The organism is Microbacterium sp. USTB-Y (assembly GCF_023703415.1).
Lineage (GTDB): Bacteria > Actinomycetota > Actinomycetes > Actinomycetales > Microbacteriaceae > Microbacterium.
In genome coordinates this window covers 1-22123 of sequence record NZ_JAGMTU010000010.1, presented here as the reverse complement: position 1 = coordinate 22123, position 22123 = coordinate 1, and the positions used below count along the sequence as shown (strand labels likewise).

19 protein-coding genes and 1 pseudogene are annotated in these 22123 nt (G+C 70.7%); 3 read left to right on the top strand and 17 right to left on the bottom strand.

From position 1 onward, the window contains the following. Positions 1–55: 55 nt before the first annotated feature. From J8G10_RS18115 to J8G10_RS18085, 7 genes are all read right to left on the bottom strand, one after another. Positions 56–841 carry a class I SAM-dependent methyltransferase gene (locus J8G10_RS18115; RefSeq protein WP_251448357.1) on the bottom strand — a complete coding sequence of 262 codons (786 nt, stop codon included), beginning with the start codon at positions 839–841 and terminating at the stop codon, positions 56–58. Beyond that, on the bottom strand, positions 838–2118 hold the full coding sequence (locus J8G10_RS18110; RefSeq protein ID WP_251448355.1) for an MFS transporter: 1281 nt from the start codon (positions 2116–2118) through the stop codon (positions 838–840). The genes J8G10_RS18115 and J8G10_RS18110 overlap by 4 nt, the downstream gene beginning before the upstream one ends. After that, positions 2115–2894, bottom strand: a complete 780-nt coding sequence (locus J8G10_RS18105; protein ID WP_251448352.1) for a fumarylacetoacetate hydrolase family protein — start codon at positions 2892–2894, stop codon at positions 2115–2117. Before J8G10_RS18105 ends, J8G10_RS18110 begins: the two co-directional genes overlap by 4 nt. Before the next feature lie 47 nt (positions 2895–2941). Next, positions 2942–3997 (bottom strand): phosphogluconate dehydrogenase (NAD(+)-dependent, decarboxylating), encoded by a 1056-nt coding sequence (gene gnd / locus J8G10_RS18100; protein ID WP_251448349.1) that lies wholly within the window; start codon positions 3995–3997, stop codon positions 2942–2944. A gap of 76 nt (positions 3998–4073) precedes the next feature. Next, entirely contained in the window at positions 4074–5186 is a 1113-nt protein-coding gene (locus J8G10_RS18095) for a branched-chain amino acid aminotransferase (RefSeq protein WP_251448346.1), read from the bottom strand. Between the two features lie 51 nt (positions 5187–5237). Continuing rightward, positions 5238–6299: a 3-isopropylmalate dehydrogenase gene (locus J8G10_RS18090; protein ID WP_251448343.1), complete on the bottom strand. Its 1062-nt coding sequence runs from the start codon at positions 6297–6299 to the stop codon at positions 5238–5240. Positions 6300–6427: 128 nt separating this feature from the next. Continuing rightward, on the bottom strand, positions 6428–7963 hold the full coding sequence (locus tag J8G10_RS18085; RefSeq protein ID WP_251448340.1) for an MFS transporter: 1536 nt from the start codon (positions 7961–7963) through the stop codon (positions 6428–6430). Between the two features lie 67 nt (positions 7964–8030). Here J8G10_RS18085 and J8G10_RS18080 point away from each other — a divergent pair, with 67 nt between their 5' ends. Then, entirely contained in the window at positions 8031–8588 is a 558-nt protein-coding gene (locus tag J8G10_RS18080; RefSeq protein ID WP_251448337.1) for a TetR/AcrR family transcriptional regulator, read from the top strand. 432 nt (positions 8589–9020) lie between these two features. Here J8G10_RS18080 and serA read toward each other — a convergent pair whose 3' ends face one another. The 3 genes from serA to J8G10_RS18065 form a co-directional block, all read right to left on the bottom strand. Then, positions 9021–10652, bottom strand: a complete 1632-nt coding sequence (gene serA / locus J8G10_RS18075) for a phosphoglycerate dehydrogenase (protein ID WP_251448334.1) — start codon at positions 10650–10652, stop codon at positions 9021–9023. Positions 10653–10768: 116 nt separating this feature from the next. Continuing rightward, a complete protein-coding gene (locus J8G10_RS18070; protein WP_251448331.1) occupies positions 10769–11098 on the bottom strand; it encodes a hypothetical protein in 330 nt (109 codons plus the stop codon). Beyond that, positions 11095–11625 carry a hypothetical protein gene (locus J8G10_RS18065; protein ID WP_251448328.1) on the bottom strand — a complete coding sequence of 177 codons (531 nt, stop codon included), beginning with the start codon at positions 11623–11625 and terminating at the stop codon, positions 11095–11097. Before J8G10_RS18065 ends, J8G10_RS18070 begins: the two co-directional genes overlap by 4 nt. A gap of 83 nt (positions 11626–11708) precedes the next feature. Here J8G10_RS18065 and J8G10_RS18060 point away from each other — a divergent pair, with 83 nt between their 5' ends. Further along, a complete protein-coding gene (locus J8G10_RS18060) occupies positions 11709–12710 on the top strand; it encodes a tetraspanin family protein (protein ID WP_251448325.1) in 1002 nt (333 codons plus the stop codon). A gap of 101 nt (positions 12711–12811) precedes the next feature. Here the strand turns inward: J8G10_RS18060 and J8G10_RS18055 are convergent, their stop codons facing one another. From J8G10_RS18055 to J8G10_RS18025, 7 genes are all read right to left on the bottom strand, one after another. After that, positions 12812–13537: a copper homeostasis protein CutC gene (locus J8G10_RS18055; RefSeq protein ID WP_251448322.1), complete on the bottom strand. Its 726-nt coding sequence runs from the start codon at positions 13535–13537 to the stop codon at positions 12812–12814. Continuing rightward, complete coding sequence (locus J8G10_RS18050) at positions 13534–14883, bottom strand: alpha-L-fucosidase (protein WP_251448319.1); 1350 nt, start codon at positions 14881–14883, stop codon at positions 13534–13536. Before J8G10_RS18050 ends, J8G10_RS18055 begins: the two co-directional genes overlap by 4 nt. Then, on the bottom strand, positions 14880–16430 hold the full coding sequence (locus J8G10_RS18045) for a M81 family metallopeptidase (protein ID WP_374208794.1): 1551 nt from the start codon (positions 16428–16430) through the stop codon (positions 14880–14882). Before J8G10_RS18045 ends, J8G10_RS18050 begins: the two co-directional genes overlap by 4 nt. A gap of 83 nt (positions 16431–16513) precedes the next feature. Further along, the gene (locus J8G10_RS18040) at positions 16514–17488 is read right to left on the bottom strand and encodes an ROK family protein (protein ID WP_251448312.1); all 975 of its coding nucleotides are present in this window, start codon (positions 17486–17488) and stop codon (positions 16514–16516) included. Continuing rightward, on the bottom strand, positions 17485–18411 hold the full coding sequence (locus tag J8G10_RS18035; RefSeq protein WP_251448309.1) for a carbohydrate ABC transporter permease: 927 nt from the start codon (positions 18409–18411) through the stop codon (positions 17485–17487). Before J8G10_RS18035 ends, J8G10_RS18040 begins: the two co-directional genes overlap by 4 nt. After that, complete coding sequence (locus J8G10_RS18030) at positions 18401–19345, bottom strand: carbohydrate ABC transporter permease (protein WP_251448306.1); 945 nt, start codon at positions 19343–19345, stop codon at positions 18401–18403. The genes J8G10_RS18035 and J8G10_RS18030 overlap by 11 nt, the downstream gene beginning before the upstream one ends. A 64-nt stretch (positions 19346–19409) precedes the next feature. Continuing rightward, positions 19410–20669 (bottom strand): ABC transporter substrate-binding protein, encoded by a 1260-nt coding sequence (locus J8G10_RS18025; protein ID WP_251448303.1) that lies wholly within the window; start codon positions 20667–20669, stop codon positions 19410–19412. Between the two features lie 211 nt (positions 20670–20880). On the opposite strand from J8G10_RS18025, the pseudogene J8G10_RS18020 reads away from it, so the two are divergent. Beyond that, positions 20881–21960, top strand: a pseudogene (locus J8G10_RS18020) (ROK family protein); the annotation flags it as partial. Positions 21961–22123: the final 163 nt, after the last annotated feature.

The window sequence follows — 22123 nt, the reverse complement described above, 5'->3', positions numbered from 1 at the left end:
GATTCTAGTTGGCGGGCCGCACGCTCCCCGACGACCGCATTCGCCGCCCACCGCCTCACCGGGACGGATCGAGGTACGCCACGCCCACGGCGGCCACATGCTCCAGCGGCAGGACACCGTCGACCGAGCGTGCCGCGACCACCTCCTCGAAGCCGGCCCGGAATCGCTCGCGATCACGCGTGCCGAGCGCACGGTAGTAGGCGCCGGCGCCGGCGATCCCGCCCTCGACCGAGCTCCACAGCGCTTCCGGCGAGGCCCGCCAGATCCAGCGCAGCTCCCGCACCCGAGGATCGGGCCATCCGCCCTCGTCGAGCATCGCCGCGAACCCGTCGACGCTCCGCTCGAAGTCCAGCTCCGCCGGGAGCCGGCCGCCGGACGCGGCGACGAGGCCCGCCTGATCGCACACCTCGGCCCACAGCCACGACGGCGAAGAGGTCCAGATCGTGGCGACAGCCGCCCCGCGCGCGACCCGTCGCAGCTCCGCGGCTGCGGCCCGTGGATCGGGGACGTGATTGAGCACGAAGTTGGCGACCACCGCGTCATAGGCGCCGTCGCGCTCGGGAAGGGCAGGAAGGGCCCCTCCCTCCGCACGCAGCCCGGGATGACGGCGCGCGGCGACCTCCCGCATGCTCGGCTCGGGCTCCCGCGCCATGACGGCCCAGCCGTCGGCGGCGAACGCCGCCGCGAGCTCACCGGTCCCGGCCCCGACGTCGAGGAGGGTCCGCCCGTCCCCGGTACCGAGGAGAGCTTGCAGTGCGGGGAAGGTCCCCCGGCAGAGCTCCGCGTAGGAGGCCGCGTAGGCCGCGCCGACGCCGCTCCAGGATCCGGGGCGTCCTCTCATCGCTTCCCGAGGGGCGACAGCACGACGATCGCGACGACCACGATCAGCGCGGCGATCGCGAGCCCCGCGTAGGAGAAGGTCTGCAGGATCACCCCGGCGAGCACCGCCCCGCCCGCTGCGCTCAGGCTCATCAGCGAGTCGCTGCGCCCCTGCCTGCGCGTGCGCAGCGCGGGCGCCGACGCCTCGGTGAGCAGGGCGGCCCCGGCGACGGTCGCCGCGCTCCAGCCGAGTCCCAGCAGGATCAGGGCGACCATGACGCCCCACGGGGTCTCCCCCGCGAACATCGCGAAGCACAGCGAGGCGACGAGCACGACCTGGCCGAGCAGCACGGTGCGCAGCCGCCCCCACCGGTCGGCGAGGATGCCGAACACGGGCGAGAGGCCGTACATCCCGGCGACGTGCAGGGCGATGGTCACGCCGACCAGCACGGTCACGTCCACCTCCGACATGCCGGCCGACCCGCTGCCGCTCATGGAGCCGGAGTGGTGCATGCCGGCCATCGTCATGTTCACGAGATGCACGGGAGTCATGGCCATGACCGAGGCCATCGTCACGTGAGATCCGGCGATCGCGAAGATCGCATAGCGCGCGGCCACGGGACGATCCACCCGTTCCACCGCCCCGGCGAAGGAACCCGTCTCCGGCAGATCCCGGGACAGGAGGAGCGGATCCGGCCGCAGCGCCACGAGATACAGCGTGAAGGCGGCGATCTGGGCGACGAGGGAGAAGAGATAGGAGCCGGTGTGCGGCGGCATCCCGATCGCTCGTCCCACCTGCTCGCCCGCGCCGAGGAGCAGCGGACCCGCCACCCCTCCGATCGTCGTCGCCCAGACCACGATCGAGAGGTCGCGACCGCGGTGCGCCGTGGCGGCGAGATCGGTCGCGGCGAAGCGGGACTGGAGGTTGCCCGCGTTTCCCATGCCGATGAGCACGATCCCGGTCAGCAGCAGCGGGAACGAGCGCACGGCGGCGGCCGTGATCACGATCGCGATGCCGACGAGGGCGAGCAGGTTTCCGGCGGTCAGGGCGAGACGCCGTCCGCGCGTTCCGGCGAGGCGGGCGAGCGGGATGGCCGCGATCGCAGCGCCCAGGGTGACCGACGCCGTTGCGAGCCCCGACAGGGCATCGCTGCCGGAGATGTCCTTCGCCAGGAGTGCTCCGAGCGAGACCGTCGCGCCGAACGCGACGCCGCCGAGCACCTGGCCGAGCGAAAGGATGCCGACCGTGCGCCGCTGGATCCGGTTCCGCTGGTCGGGCGTCAGGACCGCCGCGCTCACGAGGCGGGCAGAGCGTCGCGCACGGCGTTGCGCAGGGTTCCGATGCCGCTGATCTCCACCTCGACGGTGTCGCCGGCCTCGAAGGGGCCGACGCCCGCCGGCGTGCCGGTCATGATGACGTCGCCGGGAAGGAGCGTGAACACGGCGGACGCGTAGGCGATGATGTCCGCGACGGAATGGATCATGTCGGTCAGCGGCGCGTGCTGGCGCACCTCGCCGTTGACGCGGGTGGTGAGCTCCGCGCTGTCGAGATCCACGTCGGTCTCGATCCACGGACCCAGCGGGCAGAACGTGTCGAAGCCCTTGGCGCGCGCCCACTGGCCGTCCTTGCGCTGCAGATCGCGCGCCGTCACGTCGTTGCCGACGGTGTAGCCGAAGACGTACTGGCGTGCGTTCTCCGCGGCGACGTTCTTCGCGATGCGCCCGATCACGACGACGAGCTCGCCCTCGTACTCGGTCCGCTCCGAGAGCGCGGTCGGACGAACGATGGTGTCGCCCGGGCCGATCACCGCGGTGTTCGGCTTGAGGAACAGCAGCGGCTCCGCCGGCGCCTCGCCGCCCATCTCCGCGGCGTGATCGTGGTAGTTCTTGCCGACGCAGACCACCTTTGACCTCGGGATCACGGGCGCCAGCAGGGCGGCGTCCGCGAGCGGCACGCGCTCCCCCGTCGTCTCGTAGCCCGCGAACATCGGGTCGCCGGCGAGCACGACCAGCTCACCCTCGTCGAGGATTCCGTACTTGATGCCGTCGTTGTGGCTGAACCGAGCGATCTTCACACGTTCAGCCTAGCCACGAGGATCCGATGTTTCGTCGCGGTCGCGACTCAGGCGTGGTCGGCCTTGTTGCCGCCGGCCTCGAGCACGTCGCCCGCGGGGAGCTCCTTGTGCCCGCCGAACTGCAGGCGCATCGCCGAGAGCACCTTGTTCGCGTACAGGTCCTCGTCACGCGACGCGAAACGCTCGAACAGCGAGGCGGCGAGCACCGGCACCGGCACGCCCACGTCGACCGCGGCCTTGACCGTCCAGCGGCCCTCGCCGGAGTCGGACACCCGGCCGGCGAGGCCGTCGAGCGTGGGGTTGCCCTGGAGCGCCGCCGCCGTGAGGTCGAGCAGCCACGACGAGATCACGGATCCGCGGCGCCACAGCTCGGCGACCTTCGGGGTGTCGATGTCGAACTGGTAGTACTCGGGCTCCTCGAGCGGGGCGACCTCGGCGGAGTGCTCGGCCTCGCGGATCCCCGCATCGGCGTTCTCGAGCAGGTTCAGCCCTTCGGCGAGGGCGGCCATGACGCCGTACTCGATGCCGTTGTGCACCATCTTCACGAAGTGCCCCGCCCCCGAAGGACCGCAGTGCAGGAAGCCGAGCTCCTCATCGGTGAGCTCCCCCGTCCGTCCCGGCGTGCGCTCGATGTCGCCGACGCCCGGAGCGATCGTCTTCAGGATCGGCGTGATCGTCGCGAACGCCTCATCGGGTCCGCCGACCATGAGGCAGTATCCGCGCTCGAGGCCGAAGACGCCGCCGCTCGTGCCCACGTCGACGTAGCTCAGGCCCTTCTCGCGCAGCGCCTTGGCGCGGCGCACGTCGTCGCGGTAGTTGGAGTTGCCGCCGTCGATGAGGATGTCGCCGGGCTGCAGCACCGTGCTGAGCTCCTCGACGACCCGTCCGGTGAGACCGGCCGGGATCATCAGCCAGACGACGCGCGGGCCATCGAGCTTCGCGGCGAGGTCGGCGTAGTCGGTCGCACCGATCGCCCCCTCCGCCACGAGGGCGTCGACGGCGTCCTTGTTGACGTCGTAGACGACGCACTCGTGGCCTCCGCGCATGAGGCGGCGCACGATGTTCGCCCCCATCCGTCCGAGTCCGACCATGGCCAGTTTCATAGCGGGGTCCTCTCCCTCAGGGATCGCGGTTCGTGCGCCGCCTCCGCGCCGGAGGCGGCGTTGCTCGTGCGGCGGGTCAGCCGTCCAGGCGGACGAGCCAGCCGTGGGTGTCCTCACGACGGCCGTACTGGATGTCGGTGAGCTCCTCACGCAGCGACATGGCCAGCTCGGTCGCCTGCGGGCCGTCGTGGACGATCTCGAAGTCGGCGGCCTGCAGCTTTCCGATCGGCACGACGACCGCAGCGGTGCCGCACGCGAACGCGCCGACGATCTCACCGGACGCGGCGCCGTCGCGCCACTCCTGGATCGACAGCTTGCGCTGCTCGACCTCGAGTCCGCGATCCTTCGCGAGCTGCAGGATCGACGCGAGGGTGATGCCCTCGAGGATCGAGTCGGACTCGGGGGTGATCAGCTTGTTGTCGCGGGTGACGAGCACGAGGTTCATGCCGCCGAGCTCCTCGATGTACTCGCCGTCGAGGAAGAGCACCTGCTGGCAGCCCTTCTTGTACGCCTCCTCCTGCGGGAGCAGGCTCGAGGCGTAGTTGCCGCCGGTCTTGGCCGCGCCGGTGCCGCCTCGTCCGGCGCGCGCGTAGTCGCGCGAGAGCCAGATGTTGACCGGCTGCACGCCTCCGGGGAAGTAGGCGCCGGCCGGGCTGGCGATTAGGTAATAGGCGACCTTCTTCGCCGCGCGCACGCCGAGGAACGCCTCCTTCGCGAACATGAAGGGGCGCAAGTACAGGCTCTCCTCCGGGTTGCTGGGCACCCAGGACGAGTCGACGGCGACCAGCTGCTTGAGCGACTCAATGAAGAGCTCGGTGGGCAGCGGAGGCAGTGCGAGCCGCGCCGCGGAGCGCTGCAGGCGGGCGGCGTTGCGGTCGGGACGGAAGGTCCAGACCGATCCGTCCGCGTGCCGATAGGCCTTGAGGCCTTCGAAGATCTCCTGCGAGTAGTGCAGCACGGCCGCAGCCGGGTCGAGCTCGATCGGGCCGTAGGGCGAGACGCGGGGGCGGTGCCACCCGCCCTTCTCCGACCAGCACAGGTCGACCATGTGGTCGGTGAAGTACTGCCCGAATCCGGGGTTCTGCAAGATCGTCTCGCGCTCGGCGTCCGAGCGCGGTTCCTCGTTGCGGGTGACCCGCCAGATGAGGCCGGCGGGAGACGGAGCCTGAAGAGGGAGTTCGATGGTCATGAGTGTGTCCTGACAGGTCGAAGGGGACGGCGTCGTGCGCGTGACTTCAGGTTACGCCTGGAGTCGCGCGATGATCGCCGCGCCGGTCTGTTCGGTGGTGCGGGTGCCTTCCCGCGATGCGACGTCCTCCTGGACCGCGCGCTGCACGCGTGCGGCCTCGTCGACGAGCCCCAGGTGGTCCAGGAGCAGGGCGACCGAGAGGATCGCTGCGGTGGGGTCGGCCTTCTGCTGACCCGCGATGTCGGGTGCCGAGCCGTGCACGGGCTCGAACATCGACGGGAACGCGCCGTCGGGGTTGATGTTGCCCGAGGCGGCGAGGCCGATGCCACCGGTGACGGCGCCGGCCAGATCCGTGAGGATGTCCCCGAAGAGGTTGTCGGTGACGATCACGTCGAAGCGCGAAGGGTGGGTGACCAGGAAGATCGTGGCCGCGTCGACGTGCAGGTAGTCTACGGCCACGTCGGGGTGCTCGAGCGCCACTTCGTCGACGATCCGCTTCCAGATCGCGCCGGCGTGCACGAGCACGTTGGTCTTGTGCACGAGCGTGAGCTTCTTGCGGCGCTTCTCGGCGAGGGCGAAGGCGTAGCGGACGACCCGTTCGACGCCGAACGCCGTGTTGACGCTGGTCTCGTTCGCGACCTCGTGCGGCGTGCCCTTGCGGATGGCGCCGCCGTTGCCGACGTAGGGGCCCTCGGTGCCCTCGCGGACCACGACGAAGTCGATCTCGCCCGGGTCCGCCAGCGGGCCGGTCGATCCGGGGTACAGCCGGGAGGGCCGCAGGTTCACGTAGTGGTCGAGCTCGAAGCGGAGCTTCAGCAGCAGGCCGCGCTCGATGTTCGCGTCCTTGAGGCGCGGATCCCCCGGCTGTCCGCCGACGGCGCCGAGCAGGATCGCGTCATGGGTGCGGATCTCGTCGAGGTCCGTGTCGGTGAGCGTGTCGCCGGTCTCCAGGAAGCGTGCGGCGCCGAGCGAGAAGCGCGTCTTCTCGAAGGTCACGCCGCTGTCCGCGGTCACCGCGTCGAGGACCTTCTCGGCCTCGGCGACGACCTCGGGACCGATGCCGTCCCCGGGGATGACGGCGAGCTTCACGACACGGGACGAGGCGACAGACACAGGCGCTCCTCAATTGTTGCGGGTGGAGGATCCCAGGCTATCGGCAGCCGGAGCCCCTCAAGACAACGAGTCGTCCCCCTCAGCACGACCCATAGACCGTGCTGAGGGGGACGACTCGAGAATGGCGGTCAGCGGAGGCGGCGGCCGAGAGTCAGCGCGGCGATCACGGCCGCGACGACGACGAGCCCGCCGCCGATGAGCGACGTCACCATCACACCGGTGCCGAAGGCGTCGGCGGCCGCCTGCTGCAGTGCGGTGCCCAGGGCGTCCGGGAGCTTCTCGGCCGCGGAGAACGCTCCGGCCAGCGTCTCCCTGGCGCGGTCGGCCACGGCATCCGGCACGCCCGCGGGCACGATCAGGGAGCTGCGGTAGAACGCGGTGATGATGCCGCCCAGGATCGTCGTGCCGAGCACGGCGCCCAGCTCGTACGCGGTCTCGGAGACGGCGCTCGCGGCACCGGCCTTCTCCGGTGGCGCAGCCGCGAGGATGAGCTCGTTCGAGACGGTCTCCGCGGCGCCGATGCCGATGCCGAGCAGCACGAACGCGACGATCAGCGGGGCGACGCCGTGCGCGTGCGTGGTGAACGCGACGACGAGATAGCCGGCGAGCGAGAACACCAGGGCCGACGGCACGAGGACCTCGGGGCGCACCCGACGCGCGATCGGCACGACGACGAGACCCGAGACGATCATCATGGCCATGCCCGGGATGAGCGCGAGGCCGGCGTCGACGGGCTTCAACCCGAGCACGAGCTGCAGATGCTGCGACACGTAGTACAGGAAGCCGACGAGCGCCACGACGCTGAGCAGGTTCACCAGGATCGCGCCGCTGAACATCCCGCGCCGGAACAACCCCATGTCGAGCATCGGGACCTCGGCACGCAACTGGCGGCGCACGAAGAGCACGCCCATGCCCACGCCGAGGACGATCAGGATCACGACGAGCGGCGAGACGCCGTCGACGGCGAACTCCTTGATCGCGTACACCACGGGCACCATGGTGGCCATCGACATCAGGATGCTGAGCAGGTCGATCCGCCCCGGGTTCGGATCCCGGCTCTCCGGCACCAGGATCGGCGCGAGGATCAGCAGCGGGATGAGCACCGGGACGGCGACGAGGAACACGGATCCCCACGCGAAGTGCTCGAGCAGCACTCCCCCGACGATCGGTCCGAGCGCGGATCCGGCGGAGAACGCCGCCGCCCACACCGCGATCGCGAGACGGCGCTGCTCGCGGTTCTGGAACACCGAGCGCAATAGCGAGAGCGTCGACGGCATCAGCATCGCGCCGAAGAACCCGAGCAGGGCACGAGCCGCGATCAGCAGGCCCGCGGTCGGGGCGAATGCGGCGAGCGCGGAGACGAGCGCGAAACCGGTGGCGCCGATGAGCAGCATCTTCCGCCGCCCGAAGCGGTCGCCGAGCGTGCCCATCGTCACCAGCAGGCCGGCGAGCACGAGCGGGTAGACGTCGATGATCCACAGCTGCTCGACGCCGCTGGGGCTCAGCGCCGTGGAGATCTCCGGCAGCGCGAACGACAGCACGGTGTTGTCGACGGAGACCAGCAGCACCGGCAGCATGAGCACGACCAGCGCCGCCCATCCGCGCGCGCCGACGCGGGGGCCGTCCTCGGTCCCCGGCAGGGAGATCGACGCTGTTGCGGACATGGTGCACCTCTCGGATCTGTCAATGAGGGACGAATTACTAAACCGTCCGGATGGTATAGTAACAGACATGGCCAGACCTCCGCATGCCCGTGAGCGCGTCCTCGACGCCTATGAGGCGCTGCTGATCTCCGACGGCGAGCGCGCCGCGACCCTCGACGCCGTCGCCCGGGCGGCGGGAGTCTCCAAAGGCGGACTGCTCTACCACTTCGCCTCGAAGGACGAGCTCGCGACCGCGATGATCGCACGTCTCGACGCCCTCGCGGCCGAGGACATCGAGCGGATCCGCTCCGCATCCGAGGGACCGGTCGAGTATTACCTGCGCACCTCGGTCATGATGGACGACGCCCTCGACCGGGCGATCATCGCGGCGTCCTGCCTGGCCCAGAGCGGCAGCAGGGCCGCCACGGACGTGCTGCACCGCATGCGCGAGGAGTCGGCCGAGGCGATCCGCCCGCACGTGCGCGATCAGGCGGCGCTCGACCTCGTCATGCTGCTCAGCGACGGGCTGTTCTTCAACAACGCCCTGGACTCGCACGGTCCCGCAGACGACGCGGACGGCGTCCTCCCCACCGGGGCGGACTTCGACGCGCTGGTCGCTCTCGTACTCCGCACCGTCGAGGGCTGAGACCGCGCCCGACGCACATCGGCGGCGAGGACGCCGCAGGCGACCGTCCCCGGGGCCGCTGTGCGTAGGGCGCTGCAGGCACCCCTCGGGGACGTTGAGCGAGGACGCCGCAGGCGACCCGGGGCCGGGGTCGTTGAGCGAGGACGCCCCAGCCGCCCCTCGGGGTCGTTGAGCGAGGACGCCGCAGGCGACCGAGACGAAACGCGGCGCCCTCGCAAGGGCACCGCGTTTCGTCTCGCTGCGCTCGCTCAACGACCCCCAAAGGGGTTCGACCGGCTCGCTCAACGACCCCGAGGGGGTTCGCCCCGCTCGCTCAACGACCCCGAGGGGGTTCGCCCCGCTCGCTCAACGACCCCGAGGGGGTTCGCCCCGCTCGCTCAACGACCCCCGAGGGGGTTCACCAGCGCGCTCAGCGGCCCCGAAGGGCGAGGATCACGCCTCGACGAGCTCGATCTGACGGAACAGGTCGGCGTCGATCGCCTCGCGCACCTCGTCGAGCAGCACCTCGGGGATCGGCGAGTCGAGCGTGAGCACCGACAGGGCCTGGCCACCGGCGTTCTCGCGGGCGATCTGCATGCCGGCGATGTTGATCCCGGCCTCGCCGAAGCGCTGGCCGTAGACCGCGACGATGCCGGGACGGTCCGTGTACAGCATGACGACGTGGTGCTTCTCGATCGGCAGCTCCACGGCGTGACCGTTGATCGCGACGAGCTTCTCGATCTGCTTGGGGCCCGTGAGGGTGCCCGACACGGAGACCTGGCTGCCGTCGGCGAGAGCGCCGCGCAGCGTGATGACGTTGCGGTACTCCTCGCTGATGTCGTCCTGCACCAGGCGCACGGCGACGCCGCGCTGCTCGGCGAGCAGCGGCGCGTTCACGTACGAGACCGTCTCGCTGACGATCGGGGTGAACACGCCCTTGAGCGCGGCGAGTCGCAGCACGCCCACCTCGTACCCGTTGAGCTCGCCGTGCACCTCGACGTCGAGGCTGGTCAGCGGCGACTGCGCAAGACCGGACAGGATCTGGCCGAGCTTCTCGGTGAGCGGGATGCCCGGACGCACGTACGGGTCGATCACGCCACCGGCGACGTTGACCGCATCCGGGACCAGGTCGCCGCCGAGGGCGAGCCGCACGGAACGCGCCACCGAGACGCCGGCCTTCTCCTGCGCCTCGTCCGTCGACGCGCCGAGGTGCGGGGTGACGACGACGTTCGGCTGCGCGGTGAGGGCGCGCGCCGCGCTTCCCTCGACCGGCGGCTCGGAGGTGAAGACGTCCAGGCCCGCACCCGCGATCTCGCCGTTCTGCAGGGCGACGAGCAGCGCCTCCTCGTCGATGAGACCGCCACGGGCGACGTTCACGACGTACGCGGTGGGCTTCATCGCACGGAACTGCTCCGCGCCGATCATGCCGGTCGTCTCCGGCGTCTTGGGCATGTGGATCGTGAGGAAGTCGCTCTCCGCGACGAGTTCGTCGAGGCTCAGCAGCTGAACGCCGAGCTGCTGGGCACGGGCGCTCGTGACATAGGGGTCGTAGGCGACGACGCGCATGTCGAATGCGGCCAGACGTGCGGCGACCAGCGCGCCGATCCGGCCGAGGCCGACGATGCCGACCGTCTTCTCGAAGAGCTCGGCGCCGGTGTAGGAGCTGCGCTTCCACGCACCGGCCGAGAGCGAGGCGTGCGCCGCCGGGATGCGGCGGGCGAGGCTGAGGATGTGGCCGACCGTGAGCTCGGCGGCCGAGACGATGTTCGACGTGGGCGCGTTCACGACCATGACGCCGGCTGCGGTCGCCGCCTTGATGTCGACGTTGTCCAGGCCCACGCCGGCACGCGCGACGACCTTCAGCACGGGGGCGTGCGAGAGCGCCTCCGCGTCGATCTTCGTGGCCGAGCGGATGAGCACGGCGTCGGCGTCCGCGAGGGCGGCGAACAGCGCCTCCCGGTCGGTGCCGTCCACCGAGCGGACGTCGAAGTCGGGGCCGAGTGCGTCGACCGTGGCCGGAGACAGCGTCTCGGCGAGCAGGACGACGGGCTTGCGGGCGGACGTGTTCACGGCGTTCTCGGGCACAGAGAGATCCTTCGGGGCTGGGAAGGGGGATCCGGATGCGCCGCACCGTCGGGGCGCGATAGTGCGAACACTCTACCGGAGCGCGCCGTGCCCTCCGGACCGTGTGACGCCGCGGGTCAGTGCGCGCCGGACAGCGTGTAGCCGACCACGTCCAGCCAGAACACCGCGACCACCCCGAGCCCGGCGAAGAGCACGAGGGCGACCGTGCCGAGTCCGCGTCGGCGGGTGATCGCGATCGCGAGCACGTAGACCACCACGGGCAGGATGATCGCGAGGATCAGCGCCACCCACGTGGTCGCACCGATCGCGAGCCCGGCGAGCGGGATCGTGTAGGCGATCGCGTTCCACACCGCGTAGGCGTAGAGGAGCCCGAACAGGCCGAGCAGGGTGTACAGGATCCAGCGGGGGCGCCGCGGATCCAGGGTCGTCCTGACTTCTGCGCTCATGCCCCCACCGTCCCGAACATCACGAAGGGCCACGGCACGAGCAGCACCGCACCGCCGATCAGCGCCACGATCCGGATCCAGGTCGCGGTGCCTCGGGTGAGCACCCAGGTCGCCGCGAACCACAGCACCGGCGCGAGCGCCGCGAGCCACATCCACGGGAAATACGTCCAGTCCCCGAGCAGGAGCGAGGCCCGCGGCCGCAGACGGAAGCCGCCCACGATCCAGCCCACCGCGAAGAGCAGGTACACGCCGCCGATGATCCCGTAGAACACCAGGGCGACGTTGCCGGTCCCCTCGGGCTCCTCCTCGTCCTCGACATCGACTTCGGCAGGCGACGCCTCCGCCGCGGCGGCCGCGGCGGCGACGGGCGCCTCGATGCCGGCGGCAGAGGTGTGCACCGCCCCGGGATCCCCCTGCGGGGCCTGAGGCGGCGCGGCGTCGGTCGGGCGCTCCTGCTTCGCGGGGGCGTCCGGCGCGGCGGGCTCGTCGCCCTCCCAGCGCAGCGCGTCGTCCGGATCGGTCGTCATGCGTCCAGCGTAGCGACCGATTTCCCCGGATCAGCGGGCCCCCGCCGCTAGGCTCGGTCCTGCACCAGGCGGAAAGGACCACCGTGCCCGAGAACAGCAGCAAGAAGCCCGCCCGCGCGGCGAGCAAGCCCGCACCCGCGTCGACCAGCGCCGCGGCTTCCACCGACGCGCCGGCGGATCCTCCCGCCGGCTGGACCCCCACCCCCGAGGCCAAGGCGAAGGCGACGCGGTTCCGCTGGATCGCCGTGGTGCTCTGGGTCGTCGCGATCGCCGCCGAGGCGTTCGGCATCTTCTGGCTGCTCCGGCAGCGCCAGGTCACCGGCGGCGACGGCGAGCTCGTCCGCAACCCCGACACCGGGCTCCTCGAGCAGCAGGGCGCGACCGCGACGTTCCCGCAGTGGGCGTTCATCACGCTCATCGTGCTGTTCGTCGTGATCGCGGCGCTGTCGATCACCGGATCGTTCCTCTGGAAGAAGGCGAACCGCCTGGATCCGGCCCGTCGCTCGGACACCGTGCGGTTCTTCGTGCAGAACCAGCTGGGCGCGATCATCGCGATCATCGCGTTCGTGCCGCTCATCATCCTCGTGTTCCTGAACAAGGACATGGACAAGGGGCAGAAGACGATCGCGGGCATCGTGGGCATCGCGCTCGCGGCTCTCGCCGTCGTGCTCGGGATCGACTTCAACCCGCCGTCCGTCGAGCAGTACACGGCGGACCAGTCCACCGTGATCCAGCTGCTCGGCAAGGACCAGGTCGTCTGGGTCGACGGCGGCACCGTCTACCACGTGTGCGAGGAGGTCTCGGCCATCCAGACCGGCAGCGACAAGCGCACCGGCACCACCGCACAGGCGGTCGAGGCGGGCAAGACCCGGCTGACGCTGGAGTTCGCGTCCGAGCTGCGCAAGTGCGGCCTCCCCGTGCCGGAGAACGCGCCCGCGATCGCCGATGCCCTGCGCGCCATCCGCGACGGCAAGACCGACACCACGCTCCCCGCGCCGGTCTGGGGCGCCGGCGTCGAAGCACCGCTCACGGTTCCGGACGCCTCGTCGTCGGGCTCGACGCCCGCGCCGACCAGCACGCCCTGACCCGCGCACCGGCGAAAAGACGAGCGCGACGTCCCTCTCGGGGCGTCGCGCTCGTTCGTCCTCCAGGGCCCCCTCTCCGAGAAGGAGAGCGGGGCCCGGGATCAGCCCCGCAGCGCGGCGGCGGCCCGCCGCACGATCTCTGCGTCGGTCACGTCGAAACCGGGATCCCCGCCGCCGGGTCCGCTCGGCGTCGTGTCCCCGGAGGGCCGGCGCGCCGACAGATGGACCGCGTCGACCCCGGCCGCCAGGAGCCCGGCGACGTCTTCCACGCGCACTCCTCCCCCGGCCATGATCTCGAGTCCGCCGTCCGCCGCGGCGACGAGCCCGCGCAGAGTCTCGACCCCGTCGATGCTGCGCGCCGCGCGACCGCTGCTGAGCACGCGGCGCACCCCGCCCGCGATGAGGTCGTCAACGATCGCCGCCGGCTCCGGCACCGCGTCGATCGCGCGATGGAAGACGAGGTCCGCGGCGCCGGCCGCCTGCCGCCACGCGTCCAGCGCGCGTCGGTCGACCGCTCCCGCGGCGGTCAGGGCGCCGACCACGACCGCCCCGGCGCCCCGGCGGACGACATCGGCGATGTCGGCCGCCACGAGGTCGACCTCCTCGGCGCTGTAGACGAATCCGCCCCCGCGGGGCCGCACGAGCACGGCGACGCGCGCAGGATCGCCGGCGACGGCGAGCACCGCGTCGACCGTGGCGCCCGAGGGCGTCAGGCCTCCGGTCGCGGCGAGCGCCTGGCAGAGCTCCACCCGATCGGCGCCGCTCTCGAACGCGGTCCGCGCCCCCGCCGGCCCGTCAACCGCGATCTCGAGCGCGATCCGCGTCACGGTGCGACCGTGAGGGTGGCGACGGGCTCGTCGCTCAGCCCGGCGGGGATGCGCACGATCCGCGCACCGTCCGTCGCGCTCTCCGACTCCGCGGCGGAGCCGTCCGCCCAGCGCGCCGTGCCGTCGGTCAGCTCGGCCGGGAGACGGAGCTCCCCGGCGCTGGGGTCGAGCGCGTGCACGTGCACGCCGGCAGCCGACTGGGTATAGCGGCGCGGCTCGCCGGTCTCCTCGCCGAAGCGCAGCCAGGGGCGCGTGCCATGGATCGTCTCGCCATTCGTGCGCATCCAGGCGCCGAGGTCGCGCATCGTCCGGCGCTGCAGCTCGGGGATCCGCCCGGCCGCATCGGGACCGACGTTGATGAGCAGGTTGCCGTTCTTGGAGACGACGTCGACGAGCATCCGGATCAGGTCCGGGCCGGACAGCGTCTGGCGCTCGTCCTCCGCCTGGTTGTACCCGAACGAGTAGCCGAGGCCGCGCGTGGACTCCCACGGAGCATCGAGGATCCCGGGGATGTGCGTGTACTCCCGCGTGAGGAAGCCGTGGTACGGCACACCCCAGCGGTCGTTCACGACGCCGTCCGGCACCCGTGCGAAGTAGCGGCGCAGGAGTGCCGCGACCGCGAAGTCGTCGTTCCCCTTGCCGCCGTCTGGCCACTCGATGTCGTTCCAGAGCACGTCGGGTGAGAAGCGCTCGACGAGCTCGTCGAGCTGCGCGGCGGCGTAGCGCGAGAAGTGCTCGTCGTTGCGGCGGTAGCGGAACAGGTCGGTGTCGGACTCGATCGCCGGGAAGTCGCTCGCATGCCAGTCCAGCGCGCCGGAGAAGTACACGCCGAACCGCGCGCCCGCACGGCGCGTGGCGTCGTGGAGCTCCGCGATCAGATCGCGCCGGGGTCCGCGGGCCACCGCGTTGAATCCGGTCGTACCGGTCCCCCACAGGCAGAAGCCCTCGTGGTGCTTGGTGGTGGGGATGACGTAGCGCGCCCCCGCATCCACGAGCTCGCCGACGAACGCGTCCGCGTCGAAGGACGATGCGTCCCAGAGGTCGGCGAGGTCCTCGTAGGACGTCCCGGGTCCGTAGAGCTCCTGATGCCGCTGCCAGGTCGGGCTTCCCGTGATCCGCACGGTGTTGCCGTACCACTCCGCGTACTGGTGCCAGGCGTAGGCGTCCTCGGTGGGGATGTTCACGCCCTCGCCGTGCTGCACGGCCCAGGCGGGCACGGAGTACAGGCCCCAGTGCACGAAGAAGCCGAGTTTGGCGTCACGGTACCAGTCCGGCACGGCGGCATCCGGGTAGGCGGGTGCGGCGGATCCGAAGTCGGGTCCGGTGCGCTTCTCGAAGTTCATCATGCGGGCAGCTCCTCTCCGCGACGGCTCACGTGCGCCGTCAGGGCCGGCTCACCGTCGGTGTCGAACGGGAAGACACCGGGTGCGAGCCGGTGGTGCCCCAGGCGGAGCAGATCCTGGTCCACGCCACCCGGCGTGAGCGCGAGCGTCCAGTCGGCGGCGAGGTCGTACAGCTCGGGCTCGAGGTAGCCGATCTTCACGATCACGATGTCGGCGGCCTCGGGATCCAGTCCCAGCATGCGGAAGTCGTCGAGGTGGTGGAAGGGCTTGCGGCGCTCGGTGACGATCGCGTGCACGCTGCCGGCGCGGATCACGACCTGCGTGCCCGCCTCGGGATCGCCCTCGGTGATCGAGAAGACCTCGCCCGAGATCGGCACGGGGCCGCGCGGACCCGGATCCACCCGGCCGCCCACCTCGAGGTCGACGGCGGCGCCGACGCCCGCGGCCACGGCCTGCGCGACCGCCGCGGGATCGAAGACGGAGGCGTGCACGACGACGCGCCCCGGCTCTGCGAGCTCCGGGCGCGCGAGCAGCTCGCCGAGCGTCCAGGACACGTCGCCGGCGCCGCCCGCCGTGGGGTTGTCGCCGGAGTCGGAGATCACGTACGGGCGAGCGGCTCCCGGTGCGAGCGCGCGATCGAGCGCCTCACCGAGGCCCGCGGTCGGGCCCACGAAGACGAAGTCGGCGCGGGCGTCCCAGTACTCCCGTGCCAGCCGCTCCGCCTCGCGGGCGATCACGGTGCGGTCGTCGCCGGTCACCATCACGATCGCCATGTTGCGCGGCTCGTCGGCCCACGCGTATCCGACCCAGATCGCCGCGTCCACGACGCCGTCGAGCTCCTCGACGTCCGGCACCTGCGCGTAGATGCCGCGCGCCGGCTCCAGTCGGGTGCTCGTCTTCTCCCCCGGCAGCAGCACGGGAACGGGGACCCATGCCTTGAAGGGGCGGCGGAGCAGCGGATCGGATCCGTGCGGACCGCGCAGGCGCGCGAGCAGGTTCCACACCGCGCGCTCCTTGGTGTTCATCCAGTCCTCGTGCGGCGCCATCCGATAGCAGGTGAGCAGATCCAGGGCGTCGCGCAGCACCTCCGACACGTTGCCGTGCAGGTCCATCGAGGTCGACACGAGCACGTCGTCGCCGAGCTCGGCGCGCACGGCTGCCGCGAGGTCCCCCTCCGCGTCCTGCATCCCGACGACGCTCATGGCGCCGTGGATGTCGAAGAAGAAGCCGTCGAACGGACCGCCCGCGGCGATCTCGGCGCGGATGCCGTGAACGATCGCCTCCTTCATCCGCAGGTAGGTGGCCAGCGCCACGGCACCTCCCGGAAGCGAGCGGCCGTGATGGATCGGGACCCACTCCGCCGCCGCTCGCAGCTCACGCTCCTCGTCGAGGAACGGGTAGTAGCCGACGAGCTCGGCGCCCTCGCGGATCGTGAAGGCCTCGTCGCCGGAGATGTGCGGCGAGAAGGTGCTGGACTCGATCGAGATCCCGGCGATGCCGATCCGCGGACGGACGAGCCCTCCGTCCTCGACGGGCGGGAGCGGCCCCATCCAGACCGTGTCGGCCTCGGGGCGGAGGTGCGGGGTGGGCGCTGTCATGACGGCGTGGGTTCCTTCTCAGGGGTGCGGACGGTTCAGACGGTGGCGGGGACGGAATCGGCGAGCCGCGCGGACGCGAGCGCCGCTGCTCCCCGGGCGACGGCGTCGGCCGAGATCTCGGCGGGCACGATGCGCAGCGGGAACCCGGAGACCGGGGCGTCGGTGCGCAGCGTCTCGAGGATGCCGGGTTCGAGCAGGTCCCAGGCCTCGCGGACTCCGCCGCCGACCACGACCATGCCGAGATCGAGCAGTGATGCCGTGATGGACGCGGCGAGCGCGGTCGCCCGCGCCGCGTCTGCGAAGACGGCGAGCGCAGCGGCCTCGCCGCCCCTGGCGCGATCGGCGATCTCCGGAGCGGAGGCGTCGGATCCCGTGGCCGCGCGATAGCGGCGCGTGATCGAGGTGCCGGAGGCGAGCGTCTCGAGATGCCCGGTCTGCCCGCAGGTGCAGACGAGCTCGCTGAATCCCGGCGTGTGCCCGATCTCCCCCGCCGCGCCGTGCACGCCGTGGTGTACGGCGCCGCCGAGGGCGATCGCGCCTCCCACTCCGGTGCCGAGCATGATGCCGAGCACGTCGCTCTCGCCGCGGGCCGCACCCCAGCGCAGCTCGCCGAGGAGGAACGCGTTCACGTCGTTCTCGACCCACACGGGTGCGCCGAGTCGGCCTTCGAGCTCCTCCGCCAGGGGGAAGCCGCTCCAGTCCGTGAACGTGGCGGAGGCGGCGACCACGACGCCGCGCTCCTGGTCGATCACACCGGCCGCACCGACGCCGGCGCCGGCCAGGGGCGCTCCGATCACGCCGCACAGCCGGAGCACGAGGCCCGCTGCGGCGTCCGCCATCGCGGGACCGCCCTCCGCGGCCGGCGCCGGTACGACGCCTCGGGCCAGGACGGATCCGGACTCGTCGGTCAGCACGGCGGAGATCTTCGTCCCGCCGATGTCGATGCCCGCGATCACGGGCGCGCTCGTGTGCCGGTGCGGGTCGGCACCGGAGTGTGCGTCGTGGGTCATCGTCCGCCGAGCCCCGCCATCGCGATGCCCTTGACCAGGTGCTTCTGCAGCACGATCACGAGGATCGTCGTGGGCACCATCGAGATGATCGCCGCCGCCATCTGCAGGTCCCAGCGCGTGCCGGTGAGACCGGAGAAGGTCGCGAGTCCCACGGGGAGCGTGCCGTGCGCGTTGTAGTCGACCGTGACGATGAGCGGCCAGAGGTAGCTGTTCCAGAACGACAGGAAGGTGAACACGGAGAGCACCGCGACCGCCGACTTCGCGAGCGGGAGGATGATCTGCAGGAACGAGCGCACGGGCCCCGCGCCGTCGACGCGCGCGGCCTCTTCGAGCTCGTAGGGGATCCCCCGGAAGAACTGCCGCATGAGGAACGTGCCGAAGGCGGTGAACGCGAACGGGAAGATCAGCGCCTGGTAGGTGTCCACCCAGTTCAGCCACTGCATGACCTGGAACATCGGGATGACGAGCACCTCGGCGGGGACCATGAGGGTCGCGAGGAAGAGCACGAACACGGCGTCGCGGCCCTTCCAGCGCAGACGCCCGAAGGCGTAGCCCGCGGTCGTGGAGACGATGAGGACGACGAGTGTTCCGGCGATCGCCACGAAGAACGAGTTGCCGATGTAGGTGAGGAACGGACCGTACGCGAACACGTCGGCGAAGTTCGACCAGCGCAGCTCGGAGCCGATGAGCTTCGGCGGCATCGAGAACATCTCGTTGTTCGGCTTGAGCGCCGAGAAGAACGAGTAGATCAGCGGCGACACGAAGATCAGCGCGGCGAGGTAGACGAAGACGTGGGCGATGATGAGGCGCGTCCGCTCGGCGCCGGAGAGCGGCGCCTTGGTGCGCTTGGTGCGGTCCTCGGCCGCGACCTCGATCGACTCGTCCGAGGCGATGAGGGCGCTCTGCTGCAGATCAGTGCTCATAGTGCACCCACTTCTTCTGCGCTCCGAACTGCAGCGCGGTGATGATGATGATGAGCGCGAACAGGATCCACGCGCCGGCGGCGGCGATGCCGAGATCCTGGAACTTGAAGCCCTGGTTGTAGATGAACTGCACGAGCGGCTGAGTCGCATTGCCCGGACCGCCGCCGGTGAGCAGCTGCGGCTGCGCGAAGACCTGCAGGGACGTGATCATGGTCATGATCGTCGCGAAGAAGATCGACGGCGAGATCATCGGGACCACGACGCTCCACTGCATCCGGAAACCGGAGGCCCCGTCGATCCGCGCCGCCTCGATGACCGATTCCGGCAACTGCTCGAGGGCGGCCGAGAAGATGAGCATGTTGTAGCCGAGCCCCTGCCAGACGCTCATGATGATGACCATCGCCATCGCCCAGAACGGGTCGGCGAGGAAGTTGGGGAGCTTGATGCCGAACCAGCCCTGGGCGATCCCGTTGAAGAGGCCCTGCGGCTGCAGCATCATCTTCCACACCAGGACGCTCGCGACCATGGGCGTCACGACCGGGATGAAGAAGAGCACGCGCAGCGCGCCGCGTCCGCGGATCCGCGGCCCGAGGGACATCGCCAGGATCAGGGAGCAGACGATGCTGAGCGGCACGTAGACGACCGTGAAGACGGCGGTGTTGCGCATCGCGGGCCAGAAGTCCGGGCTCGACGTGAAGAGCTTGATGTAGTTCCCGACGCCGTTGAACGTCTTGTCGCCGAACGTGGGCCAGTTGTAGAAGCTCATCACGATCGAGAGCACGACCGGCACGACGGTGAACACGGCGAGGCCGATCAGGGCGGGGCTCGCGAAGCCGAGCGCCTGACGGCCCTCTGTCCGCGCGAGGGATCCGCGGCGGGCCGGGACGCCGCGGCGGTCCTGCGGCGCGCGACGGCGGGATGCGGCGATGGTCACCGTTCCTCCTTCTTCCAGGATGGTGTCCCGGCCCGGCGGACGGATCCGCCGGGCCGGGAGGGGATCACTTGCCGAACTGCTCCTGCGCGCTCTTGAGCACGTCGGCCATGGGGGTCTGGCCGTTATAGACGCTCACGAGCTGCGGCTGGATGTAGCTGCCGACCTTCGACCAGTTGTCGGTGACGTACTGACCCTGCACGTTCGCGAACGCGGCCTTGAAGACCTCCTCGACCTGTGCGCGGTACTTCTCGTCGATCGACTCGAAGTACAGCGGCTGGCTCTCGGTGCGCGCCGGGTAGCTGCGGCCCGAGGAGGCGATGTAGTCCTGCGAGTCCTTGCTGAGCAGGGATCCGAGCACCTTGAGCGCGGCGTCCTTGTTCTTGCAGGTCTTGGAGATGCCGTAGCCCGAGCCGAGGATGAGGCTCAGCGAGTCCTTGCCGTCGCCCGGCAGCGGCGCCATGCCCGCGGTGAAGCCCGCCTCGTTCTTCAGGTAGCTGACCGCGTTCCACGTGCCGTCGACGGCCATGGCCGCGTTGCCGTTGGAGTACTGGTCCTCGCCCCAGCCGCCGTCCGAGGCGCTGGCGACGGGGAGCGCCACCTTCTGGTCGGTGACCAGGCCCGCGTACCAGGTCGCGGCGTCGGAGAACTTCTTGTCGGTGAGCTGGAGCTTGCCGTCCTGCGTCGCCGGCTGCACGCCCGCCTTGGCGATCGGCAGCGCCTGCCACTGGAAGTCGCCCATACCGACGGCGAAGCCCTGCTTGCCGTCGCGGGTGGCCGCCTTCGCGGTCTTCTCGAAGTCGTCGAAGGTCCAGCCCGGCTTCGGGTCGGCCGCGCCCGCGGCCTTGAGCTGATCCGCGTTGTAGTAGACGAGCATGGTCGCGGTGTCGAACGGCAGGCCGTAGAGCTCGCCCTTGTTCTTCAGGATCTCGGTGGTGCCGGAGGCGAAGTCGCCCTCCTTGAGGCCCGCGGTCTTCAGATCGTCCGCGGTGAGCTTCTGGAAGCCTGCGGTGTAGCTGGAGAGCATGCCGCTGTTCATGCCCGTGACGCACGCCATGTTGCCCGAGGCCATGTTCGTGGTGAGCTTCGTGAAGAAGTCGTTCCACGGCGCGGTGCGCAGCTCGATCTTGAGGTCCGGGTTCTGCTTCTTGGCGACGTCGATCTGAGCCTGCAGCGCCTTGGTGTCGTCGGCGGATCCGGCCCACATGTCGACCACGACGGTCTTGTCGTCGCCACCGGCGCTGCTGCTGGAGCCTCCGCAGCCGGTGAGGACGAGGGCGGCGCCCACCGTGAACGCCGCCGCGGGGACGAGGTGAGTCTTCTTCATTGAAATGCCTCCTCAGGCACGAACAGATCCAGGCTTCGTTTGAGTTCGAACGAAGTAATTCGGGGTTATGCCCTCATCCTGTCAGAGCGACACGCGAAACTCCAGTCGAACATCGGATGTCTGGCTCAGATCGTGAGAGTTCCGTGATTTATCCGAACTGGTTGGTCATTCGCCACTAGAGTGATCTTCATTCGACCTCGAAGGAAGTGTCATGGCACATCCCGCAGACCGGTCCCCGGACCGTCGCGAACCCCCGTCGTCCGGCGACCACGCCCGGCAGATCGTGGAGCTGGTGACGCGCGGTGAAGCGCTGTCGCGCTCCGACCTCGCCCGGCTGCTCGGCATCGCCCCATCCACCGTCTCCCTCCGCGTGCAGGAGCTCGTGGACGCCGGAATCCTGCGGGAGAACGGTCAGGCGCAGTCGTCCGGCGGACGCCGCGCACGCCGCCTCTCCCTGGGCGGCACACCGCATCGCGTGCTGGCCGCGGAACTCGGCGGCGAGCACGCCCGGCTCGGGCTGCTCGATCTCGGCGGTCACCTCGACCGGACCGCGACGATCCCGATCACGATCGCGGACGGCCCCGAGGCGACGCTCGCCCTCGTCGAGGCGGGGCTCCGCGCCCTCGCCGCCGAGGCAGACATCCGAGCAGTGGGCATCGCGCTCCCGGGGCCGGTGGACTTCGAGTCCGGCAGCGTGGACCAGCCCTCCCGTATGCCGGGCTGGCCCGGATTCCGCGTCGGCGAGGCGCTGGCCGGGCGCTTCGGCGTTCCGGCCGTGGTCGACAACGACGCGAACCTCATGGCCCTGGGCGAGCATCACCGCAGCCTCACGCGCGACCAGCACAGCATCACGGTCAAGGCGGGGACCGCGATCGGAAGCGGCATCATCGTGGCGGGTTCCGTGCACCGCGGCGCCACGTCCGCGGCCGGGGACATCACGCACACGCGCGTCGCCGAGGCCGCGGACATCCCCTGCTCCTGCGGCAACCACGGCTGCCTGGAGACCATCGCGAGCGGTGCGGGCCTCGTCCGGCAGATGCGCGAGCGCGGCGTCGCCGTCGCGGGCGCCGCCGACGTGCTGGAGCTGGCGCGCAACGGCGATCCGATCGCCACGACGCTGGTGCGCACGGCCGGCACGCACCTCGGTCAGGTGTTGTCCGGCGTGGTCAACTTCTTCAACCCGCACGCCGTGTTCCTCACCGGGAGCATGAGCGCGAGCGAGCCCTTCCTCGCCGCGGTCCGCAGCCGCGTGTACGAGGCGTGCCATCCGCTCGCCACCCAGACCCTGCGCATCGAGTCCGCCCGCACGGGCCCCGACGCGGCGCTCTACGGCGCGGCGCGCCTGGCCATGGAGCTGGTCGAGGCCCGCACCGCTCGCGATGGTCTCCAGGCAGCCGTGGTTGCCGCAGGAGCAGGGGATGTCCGCGGCCTCGGCGACGCGCGTGTGCGTGATG

What these genes read in the sequence shown, in the direction of transcription:
- J8G10_RS18085 (WP_251448340.1), bottom strand. Translation starts at nt 7,963, where the DNA reads ATGTCCGCAACAGCGTCGATCTCCCTGCCGGGGACCGAGGACGGCCCC.
- J8G10_RS18025 (WP_251448303.1), bottom strand. Translation starts at nt 20,669, where the DNA reads ATGAAGAAGACTCACCTCGTCCCCGCGGCGGCGTTCACGGTGGGCGCC.
- J8G10_RS18080 (WP_251448337.1), top strand. Translation starts at nt 8,031, where the DNA reads ATGGCCAGACCTCCGCATGCCCGTGAGCGCGTCCTCGACGCCTATGAG.
- J8G10_RS18050 (WP_251448319.1), bottom strand. Translation starts at nt 14,883, where the DNA reads ATGATGAACTTCGAGAAGCGCACCGGACCCGACTTCGGATCCGCCGCA.
- J8G10_RS18035 (WP_251448309.1), bottom strand. Translation starts at nt 18,411, where the DNA reads ATGAGCACTGATCTGCAGCAGAGCGCCCTCATCGCCTCGGACGAGTCG.
- J8G10_RS18115 (WP_251448357.1), bottom strand. Translation starts at nt 841, where the DNA reads ATGAGAGGACGCCCCGGATCCTGGAGCGGCGTCGGCGCGGCCTACGCG.
- J8G10_RS18065 (WP_251448328.1), bottom strand. Translation starts at nt 11,625, where the DNA reads ATGACGACCGATCCGGACGACGCGCTGCGCTGGGAGGGCGACGAGCCC.
- J8G10_RS18070 (WP_251448331.1), bottom strand. Translation starts at nt 11,098, where the DNA reads ATGAGCGCAGAAGTCAGGACGACCCTGGATCCGCGGCGCCCCCGCTGG.
- gnd (WP_251448349.1), bottom strand. Translation starts at nt 3,997, where the DNA reads ATGAAACTGGCCATGGTCGGACTCGGACGGATGGGGGCGAACATCGTG.
- J8G10_RS18095 (WP_251448346.1), bottom strand. Translation starts at nt 5,186, where the DNA reads ATGACCATCGAACTCCCTCTTCAGGCTCCGTCTCCCGCCGGCCTCATC.
- J8G10_RS18045 (WP_374208794.1), bottom strand. Translation starts at nt 16,430, where the DNA reads ATGGGGCCGCTCCCGCCCGTCGAGGACGGAGGGCTCGTCCGTCCGCGG.
- J8G10_RS18040 (WP_251448312.1), bottom strand. Translation starts at nt 17,488, where the DNA reads ATGACCCACGACGCACACTCCGGTGCCGACCCGCACCGGCACACGAGC.